The sequence below is a fragment of the Kitasatospora sp. NPDC096147 genome (genome assembly GCF_044763225.1).
In the GTDB taxonomy this organism is placed as follows: Bacteria; Actinomycetota; Actinomycetes; order Streptomycetales; family Streptomycetaceae; genus Kitasatospora.
Genome location: NZ_JBIWFX010000005.1, coordinates 38,652 through 54,875, shown reverse-complemented (window position 1 = coordinate 54,875; position 16,224 = coordinate 38,652). Strand labels below are relative to the sequence as shown.

Sequence of the window (16,224 nt, the reverse complement as noted above, 5' to 3'; positions counted from 1 at the left end):
AGGCCCGGATGGCCAGGGCGATGTGGTCGGGGACGTTGAGCTTCGGGCTGGTGACCGTGCCGGTGGCGCTGTACTCCGCCACCGAGGACCACAGCGTGCGGTTCCGCCAGCTTCAGCGCGGCACCTCCGACCGGGTGCGCAACCAGCGGGTGAACGAGCGCACCGGCGAGGAGGTGCCCTACGCCGACGTGGTGAAGGGCTTCGAGCTGGCCGAGGGGGAGTACGTGGTGGTGGAGCCGCAGGAGCTGGAGGAGATCTCCCCCGGACGGTCCAAGACGATCGAGATCCTCGGCTTCGTGGAGCTGGACCAGGTCGAGCCGATCCTCTTCGACAAGACCTACTACCTGGGCCCCAAGGGCAAGGAGTACGCCAAGGTCTACGCCCTGCTCCGGGAGGCGCTCGGCCGCACCGGCAAGGCGGGCATCGCGAAGTTCGCCATGCGCGGCCGGGAGTACCTGACGGCGGTGCACGCCGAGGGGGACACCCTGACCCTGCACACCATGCACTTCGCCGACGAGGTGCGGGATCCGCACGGCGAGGTCGACAACCTGCCGGAGGCCGATCTCGCCCTCCAGGAGCGGGAGTTGAAGGCGGCGGAGCAGTTGATCGGGATGCTCGCGATGGAGTGGAGGCCGGACGACTACCACGACGACTACGAGGCCCGGGTGCGGGAGCTGGTGGAGGCCAAGCTGGAGGGTCGCGAGGTGGTCCGCTCCGAGGAGCCGGTGGTGGCCACCAACGTGGTGGACCTGATGGAGGTGCTCAACCGCTCGATGGCGGCGGTCGGCCGGGCCCCGGCGCCGACGGCCGAGTCCGAGCCTGAGTCCGAGCGTCCGGTGGTGGCTGCGAAGGAGAAGGCGAAGAGTGCCGCGAGGAAGGCGGCCGGCACGGCGGCCGCCAAGGCCGCGAAGCCGACCGGGAGCCGCCTCGGTGAGCTGACCAAGGCTCAACTCTACGAGAAGGCTTCGGAGTTGGACGTCAAGGGTCGGTCCTCGATGACCCGGGACGAGCTGCAGGAGGCGGTCGAGAAGGCCGCCGGCCCCAAGCGCCGCCTGAAGGCGGTCTCCTGATCAGGGACGGCCCAGCCAGACGGTGGTGATGTTGCAGAACTCCCGCATCCCGTGGGCCGCCAACTCCCGCCCGTAGCCGGAGTTCCGGATGCCGCCGAACGGCAGCGCGGGGTGCGAGGCGGTCATCCCGTTGAAGAAGATCCCGCCCGCCGCGAGCTCCCGCACGCAGTACTCCCGATCGTCCGGATCGCCGGTCCAGACGTTCGAACTCAGGCCGTAGGGCGTCGCGTTGGCCAGCTCGACGGCCTCGGTCAGATCGCGCACCCGGTAGAGGGTGGCGACCGGTCCGAAGGTCTCGGCGGTGTGGATCTGCATTTCCGGAGTGATCCCGGTGAGCACGGTCGGCGGGTGGTACCAGCCCTGCTCGGGGACCCCGGCGGCCGTGCCGCCGGTCTCGGCGACGGCGCCGTGCCGGAGCGCGTCGGCGACCAACTCGGCCAGCTCGTCCCGGCCTTGACGGGTGGCCAGCGGTCCGAGGTCGGTCTCCGGGTCCATCGGGTCGCCGACCCGCAGCGCCCGCATGCCCTGGGTGAAGGCGGCGGCGAAGCGCGGGTAGACCTGCTCGTGCACGATGAAGCGCTTGGCGGCGATGCAGGACTGGCCGTTGTTCTGCACCCGGGCCTTGACGGCGACGGCCGCCGCCTTCTCCACGTCGGCGCTCGGCAGTACCAGGAACGGATCGCTCCCGCCCAGCTCCAGCACGCTCTTCTTCAGCGCCTTCCCGGCCGCCGCACCGACCGAGCGGCCGGCCCCCTCACTGCCCGTCAGGGTCACCGCCGCCACCCGGGGATCGCCGATCACCCGCTCGACCCGGTCCGAGCCGATCAGCAGGGTCTGGAAGACCCCGGGGCCGGCCCCGGCCCGGTGGAACAGGTCGGCCAGGGCGAGGGCGGTGCGCGGTACGTTCGAGGCGTGCTTGAGCAGGGCGACGTTGCCCGCCATCAGCCCTGGGGCCAGGAAGCGGACCACCTGCCAGAGCGGGAAGTTCCAGGGCATCACCGCGAGCACCACCCCGAGCGGGCGGTAGCGGACCAGGGCGGAGGCGGCGCCGGAGTCGGCCACGTCCTCGTCCGAGGGGTGCTCGTCGGCGATCAGGGCGGCGCCGTGGTCGGCGTACCAGCGCAGCGCCTTGGCGCATTTGGCCGCCTCGGCGCGGGCCTGGGCCAGCGGCTTGCCCATCTCGGTGGTGACGGTGACCGCGAGCCGGTCGTGTTCGGCGTCCAGCAGGTCGGCGGCCCGCCGGAGCAGGCCGGCCCGCTCCTCGAAGGTGGTGGCCCGGTGGCGGACGGCCGCCTCGGCCGCCCGGGCCAGCGCCAGTTCGAGCGCGTCCCGGCCGAGCGGTTCGAAGGTCTCCAGCGTCTCGCCGGTGGCCGGGTTCACGGTCGCGATCGCCATAGGGTGCCTCCTGGTGGGTGCGGGCGGGCCGTCAGGCCGGGTGGTCGGCGATCCGCTCGGCCGCCTCGCGGGCGCGGGCGCCGCTGCGGGTGCGGCCCGGGGCGACGTGCCGGTGGGGGAAGCGCCGGACGTACTCGGCCTCCAGCTGGCCGGAGCGCAGGGTGTGGCGGTTGAGTGCCTCCTCGGAGCCGTAGAGGAAGGTCTCGTGCCGGGTGCGGTGCAGCTGCTGGAGCTCGCGCAGCAGGACGCCGGTCTCCAGGTCGGACGCCGGGACGCCGAGCGGGTGCTGCTCGGCCGGTCGGGTGTCGGGGTGCAGCATGGAACGGCCTCCTCGGCATCGGTCCCCCTGGGTACCGACTGCCCCCGCCCCGTCCGGGGAAACCGGGCAAGTGGGTGCAGAAGGTGCAGAACCAGTTTCCCCGCAGGTCCCGCAGGGCACCAGCAGCCACATGGATCCCGTGCAGGCACTGGAGCGGATCGCCTACCTGCTGGAGGTCGAGCAGGGCGAGGCCTACCGGGTGCGCGCCTTCCGGCAGGCGGCCGAGGCGGCCCGGGCCTTCCTCGCGGAGCACCCGGACCCGGCCGCGCTGACCGCCCGGGGCACCGGGCTGCCCGGCATCGGGACCACCTCCGCCCGGGTGATCGCCGAGGCGGCGGCCGGGCGCACGCCGGTCTACCTGGCCGAGCTGGAGCGCAGGGTGGTCCTCCCGGAGGCGGCACGGGGGGCGGCGGCCGAGCTGGCCGGGGCGCTGCGCGGGGACTGCCACCTGCACTCCGACTGGTCCGACGGCACGGTGCCGATCGAGAGCATGGCCCGGGCCGCGATCGAGTTGGGCCACGAGTGGGCGGTGCTCACCGACCACTCGCCGCGGCTCACCGTCGCGCACGGCCTCAGTGCCGAGCGGCTCCGCCGACAGCTGGACGTGGTGGCCGAGTTGAACGAGCGGCTGGCGCCGTTCCGGCTACTCACCGGGATCGAGTGCGACATCCTGGACGACGGCTCGCTGGACCAGGAGGACGAACTCCTGGACCGACTGGACGTGGTGGTCGGCTCGGTGCACTCCAAGCTGCGGATGGACCCGCTGCCGATGACCCGCCGGCTGCTGGCCGCCGTCCGCAACCCCCGGCTGGACGTGCTGGGCCACTGCACCGGGCGGCTGATCGGGGCCAAGCCCCGGCCGGAGTCGCGCTTCGACGCCGAGCGGGTCTTCGCCGCCTGCGCCGAGAGCGGCACCGCCGTCGAGATCAACTGCCGCCCCGAACGCCGCGATCCGCCGTCCCGGCTGATCGCGCTGGCGGTCGAGGCGGGCTGCCTGTTCTCGATCGACACCGACGCGCACGCCCCCGGGCAGCTGGCCTGGCAGCCCTACGGCTGCGACCGGGCCGCCGCCGCCGGGATCACCGCCGACCGGGTGGTCACCACCTGGACGGAGCGCCGGCTGCTCGACTGGACGGGCCGGGATGGCTGAGCAGCCGGAGGTGGTGCACGCCGAAGTCGGCGGGCGGCGGCTGCGGTTGACCCATCTGGAGAAGGTGCTCTACCCGGAGACCGGGTGGACCAAGGCCGAGGCGGTGCACTACTACGCCTCCGTGGCACCGAAGTTGCTGCCGCACCTGGCCGGGCGGCCGGCCTCCTTCCTGCGCTTCCCGGAGGGTGTCCAGGGACAGCGGTTCTGGGCCAAGCGGGTGCCCGGCGGCTCGCCGGGCTGGCTCTCCACACTCGAAGTCCCGCACCGGGAGGGCGCGTTCGGCCAGGTGGTGGTGGCCGACCTGCCGACCCTGGTGTGGGCGGCCAACCTCGGTGCGCTGGAACTCCACGTGCCGCAGTGGCAGGGCGATCCGGACCACCACGACCGGCTGGTGATCGACCTCGACCCCGGGCCCGGGATGACGGTGGTGGAGTGCTGCGCCGTCGCGCTGGCGGCCGGGCGGCTGCTCGCCGCCGACGGGCTGACGGCCTTCGCGAAGACCTCCGGCTCCAAGGGGCTCCACCTGCTGGTGCCGCTGCACCCGGCCCCGGAGCGGGCGGCCGTCGAGTACGCCCGGCAGCTGGCCGGGCAGCTGCGCGCGGCGGCGCCCGGGCTGGTGGTGGACCGGATGGAGAAGTCGCTGCGCCGGGGCCGGATCTTCGTCGACTGGTCGCAGAACACCAGCGCCAAGACCACCGTCGCCCCGTACTCCCTCCGGGCGGGCGAGCGCCCCACGGTCTCCACTCCGGTGCCCTGGAGCGCCGTCGAGTCCTGTCGCCGCCCCGCCGACCTGGAGTTCACTCCCGAGCAGGTGCTCGCCCGCCCCGAGGACCCGATGGCGGAGCTCACCGCTCCCCGGCTCCGGGGCCGGTTGCCCGGCGCGTAGGTTCGGCCACCCCCCGGCGGATGGTGGGGCCCGACGGCGCCGCGCCCGTACCGGCTGACTGAGGAGCACGAGCCCGCGCTCGACGCGGAGCTGCCGCCGCTGACGGTGTGACCGGGGCCGCGCGCGTCGGTCGGACGGCGGAGCCCGGTCGGCTGGTGGACTGAGGGGATGTCAGGGCAGCAGGGGACGTGGATGTTTCCGGAGGGGCACCCGAGGGCGCGGCTGGGGCCGGTGCTCCTGGTGCTGACCTTCGCGGGCGGTTTGGTCGACGCGGTCAGCTTCCTGGACCTGGGGAAGGTCTTCGTGGCCAACATGACCGGGAACGTGGCGTTCCTCGGGCTGGCGCTGGCCGGAGTGCGGGAGCTGTCGGCGACCGCGTCCGGTACGGCGCTGGCCGGCTTCCTGGCCGGGGCGGCGGTGGCCGGGCGGTGGGGCGGGCAGCGGCTGGCGCTGGTGCTGTGGGGGCAGACGGCCCTGGTCGCGGTGGCGCTGGCGGGGCTGGCCCTGGACGGCGGGCGGTACGCGGTGCTGGTGCCGCTGGCGCTCGGCATGGGGCTGCAGAACGGCGTGGCGCACCGGCTCGCGGTGCCGGACCTGGCGACCACGGTGGTGACCCGGACGCTGGCCGGGCTGGCGGCCGATCCGCCCGGTGCGGCGGCCCGGCGGCGGGTGCTGAGCGTGCTGGCGCTCTTCCTGGGCGCGCTGACCGGCGGGCTGCTCCACCTCTGGGTCGACCCGCGGGCGGCGCTGGCCGGGGTGCTGGTGCTGCTGCTGGCCGTGGCCTGCTGGCAGACGGCCGCACCCCGGCACGCCGGGTGAGCGGTCCGGTCAGGCCTTGACGAGCACCCAGGCGCCCAGGCCGCTGCACCCGCCGGCGTTGTAGGTCGAGGCGCGGAACCCGGCCGGGATGGGCGAGTAGGGGCAGGTCCACAGGCCGACCCGGGCGAGGTTGTGGCGCCAGGAACCGGCGCCGCCACAGCCGTTGGTGAGGCGGTCGGTCAGGACGTAGCCGTTGACCACCGGCGAGCCGCTACAGGTCCAGATGCCGTCCTTCGGCAGGTTGTGGCGCCACGAGCCGATGCCCGAACAGCCGGTGGTGAGGTGGTCGGTGATGACGTACCCGGAGACGACGGGCGATCCGGAGCAGGTCCAGATGCCGTCCTTGACCGGCTCCTGGTACCAGGAGCCCCGGCCGCTGCATCCGTTGCGGTCGTAGAGGGTGAGGACCCAGCCGGACTGGATCGGCGCACCGCCGCAGGCCCAGGTGCCCGGACCGCCCCAACCGAAGCTCGCGGCCGAGGCGGTGGAGGTCCCCGCCGCCGTGCCGCCCACCACGAGGGCGGCGAGCAGCGCGAGCGCGCCGAGGGTGGCGGCGAGCCCCCTGCGGGCGGCGGCGGATATCAGGTGCCTGCACAACTGACGGACGGCCATGGGCGTTTCGCTCCGATGCTGGTGGGAGTGGAGGCGGTGCGGCCCGCTCGGGACGTGCCCGGAGGCGGACGGTGATCACCCTACGCAGAGATCGTGTGCGTGTCCGGTGTGGAAGGCGTGAAGCGGCAAGCTTGGCCGGAACCCGATCACCGACGGCGGGCCGCCGCCCGAGGACGGCCCGAGGACGGCCCGGAGCACGAACGCCGACGGCCCCGGCTGCGCGAGCGCAGCGGGGGCCGTCGTGTCCGGCAGGTCACCGGCCGGGTCAGAGCAGGGTCGACCAGTAGTACCAGAAGCGGTTCAGGATCAGCAGGGCGATCACCGCGTACCAGAGGGCCGGGACGGCCCAGTGGTAGCGGGCCACCTCGCGGACCGCCGGCTTCATGGAGCGCGGCACCGGGATGGTGCCGCTGCGCAGGTTGTGCAGGGTGGTGTACCAGAACAGCGGGATCATCGCGGCCCAGACCGCCATGCAGTACGGGCAGAGCGCGCCGATCGAGTACAGCGTCTGGGTCATCAGCCAGGTGACGAAGCCGATCCCGAACAGCACCCCGAGCTGGAGGCCGAGCCAGAACCAGCGCCGGTACGCGGCGCCGGCCAGCAGGCCCGCGCCGATGGCGACCACCACCGCGAAGGCGGCCAGGCCGATCAGCGAGTTGGGGAAGCCGAAGACCGAGGCCTGGTCGGTGCGCATCACCGAGCCGCAGCTGATGATCGGGTTGATGTTGCAGCTGGGGACGTAGGACGGGTCCTCGAGGAGCTTGATCTTGTCGAGGGTGAGCACCGCCGAGGCGGCCAGCCCGATCAGGCCGGTGACCACGAACAGCCAGGCCAGCCGGCGGCTCGGGGCCGCCGGGGCCTGGGCGGCCGTCACTGCCCCGCCGGGGTCTGCTCGATCAGGGCCTTGAAGGCGTCACCCGTGATCACCTGGTTGTTCGGGAAGACGTTCAGCTGCTTGCCGTCCAGCAGCACGGCGGGGGTGCCGGAGACGCCGCTGTCGTCGAAGGCCTTGGAGACCTTGGCGACCCAGGGGAGGTAGGTGCCCTCGTTGACCGCCTTCACGAAGGCGTCGGTCTTCAGGCCGGGCACCTGCTCGGCGAGGTTGAGCATCGCCTCGGCGGAGCCGAAGCCGTCCTTGCTCTCGTCCGGCTGGTTGGCGTAGAGCACGTCGTGGAAGGCCTTGAACTTGTCGACGCCCTCGTTCAGCGCCGCGGCCGTGGCGTTCAGCGCGGTCTTGGAGCCCTTGCCGCCGAGGTTGCGGTCCAGGAACGTGGCGAAGTGGTACTCGATCTTGTAGGTGCCCTGGTCGGCCAGCTCCTGCATGGTCTTGCCGGCACTGCTCTCGAGCTTCTCGCAGATCGGGCAGCGGAAGTCCTCGTAGACCTTGAGGGTGCGCGGGGCGTCGGCCTTGCCGTAGGTCACCACGGTGCCGTCGCCGGTGGCGTTCGCCGGGACCACCACCGGGCCGCTCGCGGCGTCGTCGGAGGAGGAGCCGAAGGAGACGGCGGCGGCGATGCCGCCGACCAGGGCGAGCACCAGGGCGGTGGAGACGCCGACCACGACCCGGCGGCGGGCCTTGGCGGTCTTCTGCTCGCGGGCGTGCTGCTCGCGCATCCGCTCGGTGGCGGTGCGGTGCTGCTTCTTCTGCTGGTTGTTGCTCATGACGGTGCGTCGAATCCTGTCGGTGCGGAGGTCCTGGTGGGCACGCCGGGCACGCGCGCCAAGGCGTGCGGGGCGGGGGAGGGCCTGCGGGGGTGACGGGTGGTCAGCAGGCCGGTGCGCACACCGGGGGACCGCGACGCAGCGCGGGCCGGAGCAGGACGTCCTCGGCGGGGATCCGCTCGCGGGAGGAGGACGGGATGGGCAGCCGGAGCACCGGGCGGGCCGGCTGCGGGGCGGTCAGGCGGAGGAACCGCCAGACGCCGGAGAGCAGTTCGCCGAGGGTGCGGCCGGCCACGGCCTGGCCGCGCAGCGCGGACTCGCCGAGCCGCAGGGCCCAGGCGGCGAGCACGGCGACCAGCAGGTGGCCCGCCAGCACCGGCAGCCCGGCCAGCGGGGCCGGGGTGGAGCCGGGGTTGAGCAGGAACTCGCCGATCGACCCGCCGGAGCAGACCAGCGGCTTGAGCCCGCCGACCGGTGGGACGCCGTGGCCCGCGCAGGTGCGCTGGCCGAGGTCGAAGACGGCACCGACGGCGAGCTGGGTCGGCAGCAGCACCGCGAGGATGCGCGGGAGGCCGTGGTCCGAGCCGACGAAGGCGTAGCCGACCGCGAAGACGGCGGCGGCGGCCACCGCGACGGTGGTCAGCGGCAGGGCCAGGCCGGTGAGCAGCACCTGGCCGAGGGCAGCGAGGGGCACCACGAGTGCGGTGAACACCGCAGCCCGCGTCGCCCTGGTCGTCTGACTGCCCTTCATCTCATCGAGTCTGCCATGCGCGGGCGGCCGGGCGGCCCGGCTGTGAGCGGCTTCACGGTTGTTCGCTGCGGATAAGGAGACCGGCGCTGACCTGCACGGACGGCGGTCCGTCCGTCCACGTAGGATGGCGCGATGCCGATACCCAAAGCCGAACTGCACCTGCACGTCGAGGGCACCCTGGAGCCCGAGCTGGCCTTCCGGCTGGCCGAGCGGAACGGGGTGGAGCTGCCCTTCGACGGGGTCGAGGAGCTGCGGGCCGCGTACCGCTTCGACGACCTCCAGTCCTTCCTGGACCTCTACTACCGGCTGATGGACGTGCTCCGCACCGAGCGGGACTTCACCGAGCTGGCCGAGGCGTACCTGGAGCGGGCGGCCGGGCAGGGCGTGCGGCACGCGGAGATCTTCTTCGACCCGCAGGCGCACACCGCCCGGGGCGTGGACATCGGCACCGTGATCAACGGACTCGGCGCGGCGCTGGACCGCAGCGAGGCCGCGTACGGGATCACCACCCGGCTGATCCTCTGCTTCCTGCGCGACGAGTCCGCCGAATCGGCGCTGGCCACGCTGGCCGCCGCCGAGCCGTACCTGGACCGGATCACCGCGGTCGGGCTGGACTCGGCGGAGGTCGGGCACCCGCCGGTGAAGTTCGTGGAGGTGTACCGGCGGGCCCGGGAGCTGGGCCTGCGGGCGGTCGCCCACGCGGGGGAGGAGGGCCCGGCCTCGTACGTCTGGGAGGCGCTGGACCTGCTGGAGGTCGAGCGGATCGACCACGGGCTGCGCTGCCTGGAGGACGAGGAGCTGGTCGCGCGGCTGGTGCGGGAGCGGATCCCGCTGACGGTCTGTCCGTTCTCCAACGTCCGGCTGCGCTGCGTCGACACGCTGGCCGACCACCCGCTGCGGCGGATGCTGGACGCCGGGCTGGTGGCCACCGTGAACTCGGACGACCCGGCCTACTTCGGCGGCTACGTGGACCAGAACCTGACCGCCACGGCGGCGGCGCTCGGCCTGACGGAGGACCAGCAGTACACGCTGGCACGGAACTCCTTCGAGGCGAGCTTCCTGGACGAGCCCACCCGGGCCCGGTACCTGGCGGAGCTGGCGGCCCACCGGGAGGCCTCGGAGTCGGACTCGGCCTCGGTGTCCGTCCCGGTGTCGGTCCCGGCCTGAGGCTCGGCCGACCGGGTGATGCCCGCGCGCGGCGCGCGCGTCGCGCCGTCGGCGGGGTGGTCCGCGTCCTACTGTTTCCCCATCGCCCGGTGGAGTGGCCGAGTGGCGAGGCAGCGGTCCGCAAGGCCGTTTACAGGGGTTCGAATCCTTTCTCCACCTCGATGGACGATGGTGGGCCGCCGGCCGTGCGGCCCACCATCGGCGTGTTCCGGGCTCAGTACAGGATCGCGCTGAGCCGGGCCGGGCCGGTCTCGGTGGTGGTGTCACAGAAGTAGTTGACGGCCTGGTGGTTGTTCACCAGCTTCTGGCCCGCCGCGTGGCAGGAGGCGGCGGTCGGGTAGATGCCGATGTAGGTCCAGGTGGCGGCCTGGGCGGCCGGGGCGGCGATCAGGGCGCCGGTGGCCAGGGCGGCGGCCACACCCACTGCGGAGAACGCCTTGCGAAGCGACATGAGTTGTCTTCCTCCCACTCGGTGAGCGCCGGGGTGCTCTCCCGGCGCTTCGCCGAGGAGCCTCCTCCGAATGTGAAGGCGCTGCAATGGTAGAGACCAATTCCGACCGGAAGCAGTGCGGTGGTTCCGTGAAGGTGCAGGTCAGAAGCTCGACTGACGGGCTGACGATCAACTTCCGGACAGTTCTTGCACTGAACCGGACCTGACAGCCCGTCAGTGAAGCGCCTCGGTAAATCCCGGTGCGCCGGCCGGGGCGGCGCCGCTACGCTCGGGGAGCTGACCGGGTGTCAGCCCGTCGGGCACGGGCCCGGCGCCAGACCACACGAGGGGAGCCACGGCCATGCGCGTCCACGCCGCCGTCCACGCTCCCCGGGTCCGGTCCACGGTGATCCTGGTGTCTCGCGCCGTCCGGTGCCGGCTGCGCGCCCCGCACCGCAGGCCCGGGACGACCCCGGCCCGCCCGTCCGCCCACTGAGGCGACGAGGCCGTCGGCCGGCTCCGTCCGGGTGAATCGCGCCGTCCTGTCCGGGTACTCCCCGAAAGGCCAACGGCCGTGCGAACCGAACGACTTCACTCCACCCAGCCCGACCTGACCACCGTCCGCAACCTGGGCATCCTGGCCCACGTGGACGCCGGCAAGACCACGGTCACCGAGCGCGTCCTGTACGCCACCGGCACCATCCACCGGCGCGGCGAGGTCCACCAGGGCACCACCGTCACCGACTTCGACCCGCAGGAACGGGACCGGGGCATCACCATCTTCGCCGCCGCCGTCAGCTGCGCCTGGGCCGGTCACCGGATCAACCTGATCGACACCCCCGGCCACGTCGACTTCGCCGACGAGGTGGAGCGCTCGCTGCGCGTGCTGGACGGTGCCGTCGCGGTCTTCGACGCGGTGGCCGGCGTCGAGCCGCAGAGCGAGGCGGTCTGGCGGCAGGCCGACCGGCACGGCGTGCCCAGGATCGCCTTCGTCAACAAACTCGACCGCACCGGCGCCGACTTCGACGCCGCCGTGGCCTCCATCCGGGACCGGCTGCCCACCGTGCCGCTGGCCGTGCAGCTGCCGATCGGCCGGGAGGGCGGCTTCACCGGCGTGGTCGACCTGGTCCGGATGACGGCGCTGCTCTGGGCCGACGGCGCCGAGGCCCCGGTGCGGGCCGAGGTACCGGCGGAGCTGCGGGCGGAGGCTGCCCTGCGCCGTCGTCAACTGGAGGAGACCGTGACCGAGTTGCACCCAGCGGCCTTCGACGAGTACTGCACGGCGGGCGAGTTGGCCGAGCCGACGCTCGCCGCCGCGCTGCGCGACCTCACCCGCGAGGGGAAGGCCGTGGTGGTGCTCGGCGGCTCCGCCTACCGGAACCGGGGCGTGGAGCCGCTGTTGGACGCGGTGGTGGCCTACCTGCCCTCGCCGCTGGACGTCCCGCCGGTCCGGGGGACCACCGGCGACGGTGACGCCGTCCGACCGCCCGATCCGGCGGCGCCGTTCGCCGGGCTGGTCTTCAAGGTGCAGGCCGCGCCGACCGGCCGGCTCAGCTACCTGCGGATCTACTCCGGCACCCTCAGGAAGGGGGACACCGTGCTCGACACCACCACCGGCCGTACCGAGCGGGCGGCCCGCATCCTGCGGGTTCGCGCGGACCGGCACACCGACCTGCCCGAGGCGGTGGCCGGCGACATCGTCGCGCTGATCGGTCCGAAGGCGGCCCGCCCGGGTGCCACCCTGGCCGCGCCCGCCGCACCGCTGGTGCTCGAACCCCCGCGCACCGCCGACCCGGTGGTCTCCGTCGCGGTCGAGGCGAAGCTCGGCGCCGACACCGACCGGCTGGCCGCCGCGCTGGCCCGGCTCACCGAGGAGGACCCGTCCCTGACGGTGCGCAGTGATCGGGAGACCGGGCAGACGGTGCTCTCCGGCATGGGCGAACTCCACCTGGAGGTCGCGGTGGAGACGCTGCGCCGGGCACACGGACTGGAGGTCACCGCCGGACGGCCGCAGGTCGCGTACCGGGAGACGGTCGGCCGGGGCGTCACCGGCCGGGTGCACCGGCACGTCAAACAGGACGGCGGCGCAGGGCAGTTCGCGCAGCTGGTGCTGGACGTCGAACCGCTGCCGGTGGGGGACGGGCCGGGCTTCGAGTTCCGCTCCACCGTCACCGGCGGGCGGGTGCCGGCCGAGTACGTCCGGGCGGTGGAGGCCGGCTGCCGGGACGCCCTGGTGGACGGCCCGCTCGGCGGCCACCCCGTCACCGGCCTGCGGGTCACCCTCACCGACGGGGCGACCCACGTCAAGGACTCCTCGGAGCTCGCCTTCCGCACCGCCGGGCGGAACGGGCTGCGGGAGGCCCTGCGGGCCTGCGCGATGGTGCTGCTGGAGCCGGTCGCCGAGGTCACCGTCACGGTGCCGGAGGAGGCCGTCGGAGCGGTGATCGGCGACCTGTCGGCCCGGCGCGGCCGGGTCACCGGTTCGGCGGTGCGGGCGGGTACTTCGGTGGTCACGGCCACCGTCCCGCTGGTCGAACTCTTCGGCTACGCCACGCGCCTGCGCAGCCGGACGCAGGGCCGTGGCACCTTCACGGCCCGCCCCGACGGCTATGCCCCGGCCCCGTCGTCGGTCTGAGCGGACGGGCCCCACCCCCTCGTCCGGGGGTGGGGCCCGGTGCGGTGCTACGCCGGGCGGGGCACCCAGCCGGCCTCGTCCCAGGCGCGCAGTTGGGCGGCCTTGGACGTCCCGCCGAGGGCGGCCACGCCCGGTCCGCCGAGCAGCAGGGTGCTCGGGGTGTCCGGCGAGAAGACCGGCCAGGCAAGGGAGCCGGGACGGCCCGGGTGGCCGTGGTGGGCGAAGGAGGCGATCAGGTCGATGAAGGTGTCGGACACCTGCCGCTCCATCGGGCCGTCGCCGAACTCCGGTGCGTTGGACGGGATCGCGTGGGTGCCGAACAGGAAGGGCGAGGTGGCCTCGTGCGGCGTGCCGAACCACGGAGCCCGGACCGGATGGGTGAACTCCATGCGGTAGTGCGGGCGTTGGCAGTGCGCGGCGCGGCGCTCGGCCAGCCGGACGATCAGGTAGCGGAACAGGCCGTCGCCGTGGATCTCGGTGAACAGCGAGCGCGGGTCGGCGGGCCGGCCCTCGGCGGTGGCAGCCGCGCGGTAGGCGGTCACCAGGCGCTCGGCCAGGCCGGCCGGGGGGACGGCCGCCCCCCGGAGCAGGTAGCTCCGGGTCAGTGCGAGCAGCTCGGCGTCGTCGGCGGGCGTCGGCATCGGGGTCGGGGAGCCCGGGCCGGTGAAGAAGGAGCCCTCGGTGGCGGTGTTGACGGAGAGCACCGGCAGCCCCGGGTCGGGCAGCCGGTGGTCGTAGCCGCGCATCCACCGGCCGTCCGCGACCGGCCCCCGGTACTCCCGTCCGCTGGCCAGCGGGCGCTGCTCGGCCGGGCCGGTGAACAGCCCGTCCCAGGCGTCGCGGAGCGCGGTCGCCGGGACCTCGCGCAGGCCGGGCACGGTGGTGGAGAGCCGGGCTGCCACGGTCTCGAAGGCCGTCCGGGAGTCCGCCGGGGTCAGGGCCAGGGCCGGAGCCCAGACGTGTGCGGCGCTGATCGGCACGATCCGGCGCAGCAGTGGCCTGACCTCCGGGAGGAGGGCCAACTGCCAGGCGCTGGAGCCGCCGGCCGAGGTGCCGACCAGGGTGACGTTGTCCGGATCGCCGCCGAACGCCCGGGCGTTGGCCGCCACCCAGTGCAGCAGCGCCGCCTGGTCCTGGAGCCCCCAGTTGGCGGCCGACCCGGTCCGGGGGTCGGCCAACTGCTCGTGCAGACCGAAACCGAACACCCCCAGGCGGTAGTTGAAGGTCACCACCACCAGATCGCCCCGCTCGGCCAGCCGGGCCCCGTCGTAGACCGGCAGGCCGGCGGACCCCAACTTCCAGCCGCCGCCGTGGATGTAGACCAGCACGGGACGGCGGCCGGCGGTGTCCGGCGTCCACACGTTGGCGTAGAGCGAGTCCTCGCTGCTGCCCGGCAGCACGGTCTGCAGGGAGGGCGCCGAGAAGGCGGTCGCGTCCCGGACTCCGCTCCAGGGGAGGGGCGGCCGGGGCGAGGCGAATCGCAGTGCCCCGACGGGCGGCCGGGCGTACGGGACGCCCCGGAAGACCGCCACCGGACCGGCCATGCTGCCGCGCACCCAGCCGGCGGCGGTGCGGGCCTGTGGCGGAGCGGCGCCTGACGGGGCGTTGGCCCCGGCCACCGCTGCTGCCGCAGCGGCCGGGTGGGAGGTCACGGTCGCGACGGCCGCCGTGGCGGCGGCGGTGGCGGCCAGGACGGTACGGCGGGACGGGCCGGGCGATCGCATCACGGGCTCCTCGGGCGACACGGGGACCCGGCCGAGTCTGCGACGGCGCCGACGATCGCTCCACGGCCGTCCCGGCACTCCGTCAGATCCCGTGCGGCGTACGAAGGGTGGGCCGCCGCCCCGCCGCCCCGCCGCCCCGCCGCCCCCTCGGCCTCGCGGCCCCCTCGGCCTCGCGGCCCCCTCGGCCTCGCGCCTCCACCGCCCTCCGCCCGTCGGCCCGGTACGGTCTCCCCCCCCCGGCGGGGGAGCGCAGCGGGCTCGCGGGACGATGTGGACGGGGACGGCCGGGCGGCAGAGTCGGGGCATGACCACCGAGACCGTTCCGCCGGGGAAGTCCACGCCGTCCGCCCTGATCGCCGTCGGGGCCGCCGCGCTCTGGGGGGTGCTGTTCGCCGTCGTCCACGTCCACTGGCTGGTCGGCGGCCGGGCCCTCCTGCCCGACGGGCTCGCCGTCACCGAGAACATCCCGTTGCTGGTGATCGACGTGCTGGCGATCCCGTTCTCGCTCGCCGCCTCCGCCCTCGCGCTCGCACTCATCCGTCCGCCGGCCCGGCGCTTCGCCGGCCTGCTCAGGCCCGGCACCTGGGCGCTGGCCGCCGTCCTGGCGGTGCACGCCGCGCCGAGCGTCCCGGACTGGCTGATGCTGCTGCTCGGGCGGCGCGAGGCGGCGGACCTGCCGCTACTGGAGCGCTTCGCCGCCACGACCTACGAGCCGTGGTTCCTGCTCGGCGGGGTCCTGTTCGCGCCGGCCGCCCACACCACCCGCCGGGTCGGCGGGGGCGTCACGGCGCGGCGGGGGCGGTGACCGCGGGGCGCTGGGCGTAGCCGGTGTCGTCGTCGTTTCCGGCGTTCACGCTGGCGGTGATCGAGGAGGTGCCGTAGGCGAGGATGCCCAGCACGATGAAGACCACCAGCAGGATCCGGCCCGAACTGCCCATCACCAGCGGCCGGGTGGCCGAGACCGGCCCGGTGCCGGCCACCGAGTCGAGCGAGTCCTCGCCGAACAGGCCCTTCGGGTAGGCCGAGCTGAGCATCAGGAAGTACGCCTGGTAGCGGAAGCGGTACCGGGTGATCGCGGCGGTGGCCTCGAAGAGCGGGCGCGGCATCCGGCCGAGGAAGAGCACCACCAGCCAGCTGATGAAGCTGACGGCCCACCAGCCGCTCAGCAGCACGCCCTGGATGATCGCGGCCGGGATGACCAGGATCAGCCGGAAGAACACCGCCAGCCGGTTCAGCTCACCGGGCCGGACCTCGGTGCGGACGGGGTGCTCGGGTGCCTCGAAGCGGAACGGCGGGTAGGAGTCCACCAGCAGCATCAGATACGCCTCCACCCGGACGCCGTACTCGACGTACCCAGTGAGGAAGTTCGCCGCGAACTCGGGCAGCCGACCGGTGATCAGGGCACCGAACCAGCCGAGCACCGCGACCACGAAGGCCACGATCGACAGCAGCCAGTACACGATGTACTGCGGGATCAGCAGCAGCATGCGGAAGAAGACGGTGAGCCGGCTCTGCCGCCCGGGCTCCGGCACGTCCAGCGCGGGCAGCCACTCCCGGCCGCCTGCGGGCAGTGTCGCGGATGCGTCCCACATGCTGTCTCCCTG

The 16,224-nt window shown here is 73.9% G+C and carries 16 protein-coding genes and 1 tRNA gene; 8 read left to right on the top strand and 9 right to left on the bottom strand.

Translation table 11 applies throughout. The features are described from left to right. Positions 1–8 precede the first annotated feature (8 nt). Positions 9–1,070: a Ku protein gene (locus tag ACIRBX_RS17880; RefSeq protein ID WP_402297716.1), complete on the top strand. Its 1,062-nt coding sequence runs from the start codon at positions 9–11 to the stop codon at positions 1,068–1,070. On the opposite strand, the gene ACIRBX_RS17875 is transcribed toward ACIRBX_RS17880, so the two are convergent. Both ACIRBX_RS17875 and ACIRBX_RS17870 read right to left on the bottom strand, forming a co-directional pair. Then, positions 1,071–2,465, bottom strand: a complete 1,395-nt coding sequence (locus tag ACIRBX_RS17875) for an aldehyde dehydrogenase family protein (protein WP_402297714.1) — start codon at positions 2,463–2,465, stop codon at positions 1,071–1,073. It lies immediately after the preceding gene. 31 nt (positions 2,466–2,496) lie between these two features. After that, positions 2,497–2,784 (bottom strand): DUF6158 family protein, encoded by a 288-nt coding sequence (locus ACIRBX_RS17870; RefSeq protein WP_402297713.1) that lies wholly within the window; start codon positions 2,782–2,784, stop codon positions 2,497–2,499. 130 nt (positions 2,785–2,914) lie between these two features. Here ACIRBX_RS17870 and ACIRBX_RS17865 point away from each other — a divergent pair, with 130 nt between their 5' ends. The 3 genes from ACIRBX_RS17865 to ACIRBX_RS17855 all read left to right on the top strand — a co-directional run bounded on the left by ACIRBX_RS17865 (position 2,915) and on the right by ACIRBX_RS17855 (position 5,639). After that, positions 2,915–3,934 (top strand): PHP domain-containing protein, encoded by a 1,020-nt coding sequence (locus ACIRBX_RS17865; protein ID WP_402297712.1) that lies wholly within the window; start codon positions 2,915–2,917, stop codon positions 3,932–3,934. Further along, positions 3,927–4,820, top strand: coding sequence for a non-homologous end-joining DNA ligase (ligD, locus tag ACIRBX_RS17860; RefSeq protein WP_402297710.1), 894 nt, complete (start codon positions 3,927–3,929; stop codon positions 4,818–4,820). Before ACIRBX_RS17865 ends, ligD begins: the two co-directional genes overlap by 8 nt. A gap of 192 nt (positions 4,821–5,012) precedes the next feature. Then, a complete protein-coding gene (locus tag ACIRBX_RS17855) occupies positions 5,013–5,639 on the top strand; it encodes a YoaK family protein (protein WP_402297709.1) in 627 nt (208 codons plus the stop codon). Positions 5,640–5,648: 9 nt separating this feature from the next. On the opposite strand, the gene ACIRBX_RS17850 is transcribed toward ACIRBX_RS17855, so the two are convergent. The 4 genes from ACIRBX_RS17850 to ACIRBX_RS17835 form a co-directional block, all read right to left on the bottom strand. Continuing rightward, entirely contained in the window at positions 5,649–6,251 is a 603-nt protein-coding gene (locus ACIRBX_RS17850; RefSeq protein WP_402297708.1) for a hypothetical protein, read from the bottom strand. Between the two features lie 265 nt (positions 6,252–6,516). Continuing rightward, complete coding sequence (locus tag ACIRBX_RS17845) at positions 6,517–7,125, bottom strand: vitamin K epoxide reductase family protein (RefSeq protein ID WP_402297706.1); 609 nt, start codon at positions 7,123–7,125, stop codon at positions 6,517–6,519. Beyond that, the gene (locus ACIRBX_RS17840; protein WP_402297705.1) at positions 7,122–7,913 is read right to left on the bottom strand and encodes a DsbA family protein; all 792 of its coding nucleotides are present in this window, start codon (positions 7,911–7,913) and stop codon (positions 7,122–7,124) included. The genes ACIRBX_RS17845 and ACIRBX_RS17840 overlap by 4 nt, the downstream gene beginning before the upstream one ends. 103 nt (positions 7,914–8,016) lie before the next feature. Continuing rightward, positions 8,017–8,664 carry a hypothetical protein gene (locus ACIRBX_RS17835; RefSeq protein ID WP_402297703.1) on the bottom strand — a complete coding sequence of 216 codons (648 nt, stop codon included), beginning with the start codon at positions 8,662–8,664 and terminating at the stop codon, positions 8,017–8,019. 132 nt (positions 8,665–8,796) lie between these two features. Here ACIRBX_RS17835 and ACIRBX_RS17830 point away from each other — a divergent pair, with 132 nt between their 5' ends. Both ACIRBX_RS17830 and ACIRBX_RS17825 read left to right on the top strand, forming a co-directional pair. After that, positions 8,797–9,831: an adenosine deaminase gene (locus ACIRBX_RS17830; RefSeq protein ID WP_402297701.1), complete on the top strand. Its 1,035-nt coding sequence runs from the start codon at positions 8,797–8,799 to the stop codon at positions 9,829–9,831. An 88-nt stretch (positions 9,832–9,919) separates the two neighbouring features. Next, positions 9,920–9,990: transfer RNA gene (locus ACIRBX_RS17825), tRNA-Cys, on the top strand. A gap of 55 nt (positions 9,991–10,045) precedes the next feature. Here ACIRBX_RS17825 and ACIRBX_RS17820 read toward each other — a convergent pair. After that, the gene (locus tag ACIRBX_RS17820) at positions 10,046–10,282 is read right to left on the bottom strand and encodes a hypothetical protein (protein ID WP_402297699.1); all 237 of its coding nucleotides are present in this window, start codon (positions 10,280–10,282) and stop codon (positions 10,046–10,048) included. Positions 10,283–10,835: 553 nt separating this feature from the next. Between ACIRBX_RS17820 and fusA the strand changes: the two genes are divergently transcribed. After that, positions 10,836–12,896, top strand: a complete 2,061-nt coding sequence (fusA, locus tag ACIRBX_RS17815; RefSeq protein ID WP_402297697.1) for an elongation factor G — start codon at positions 10,836–10,838, stop codon at positions 12,894–12,896. 47 nt (positions 12,897–12,943) lie between these two features. Here fusA and ACIRBX_RS17810 read toward each other — a convergent pair whose 3' ends face one another. Then, positions 12,944–14,620, bottom strand: coding sequence for a carboxylesterase/lipase family protein (locus ACIRBX_RS17810; protein WP_402297695.1), 1,677 nt, complete (start codon positions 14,618–14,620; stop codon positions 12,944–12,946). Between the two features lie 304 nt (positions 14,621–14,924). On the opposite strand from ACIRBX_RS17810, the gene ACIRBX_RS17805 reads away from it, so the two are divergent. Further along, positions 14,925–15,425, top strand: coding sequence for a DUF3995 domain-containing protein (locus ACIRBX_RS17805; protein WP_402297693.1), 501 nt, complete (start codon positions 14,925–14,927; stop codon positions 15,423–15,425). On the opposite strand, the gene ACIRBX_RS17800 is transcribed toward ACIRBX_RS17805, so the two are convergent. Then, entirely contained in the window at positions 15,403–16,212 is an 810-nt protein-coding gene (locus ACIRBX_RS17800; RefSeq protein WP_402297691.1) for a DUF4389 domain-containing protein, read from the bottom strand. The genes ACIRBX_RS17805 and ACIRBX_RS17800 overlap by 23 nt on opposite strands. Positions 16,213–16,224: the final 12 nt, after the last annotated feature.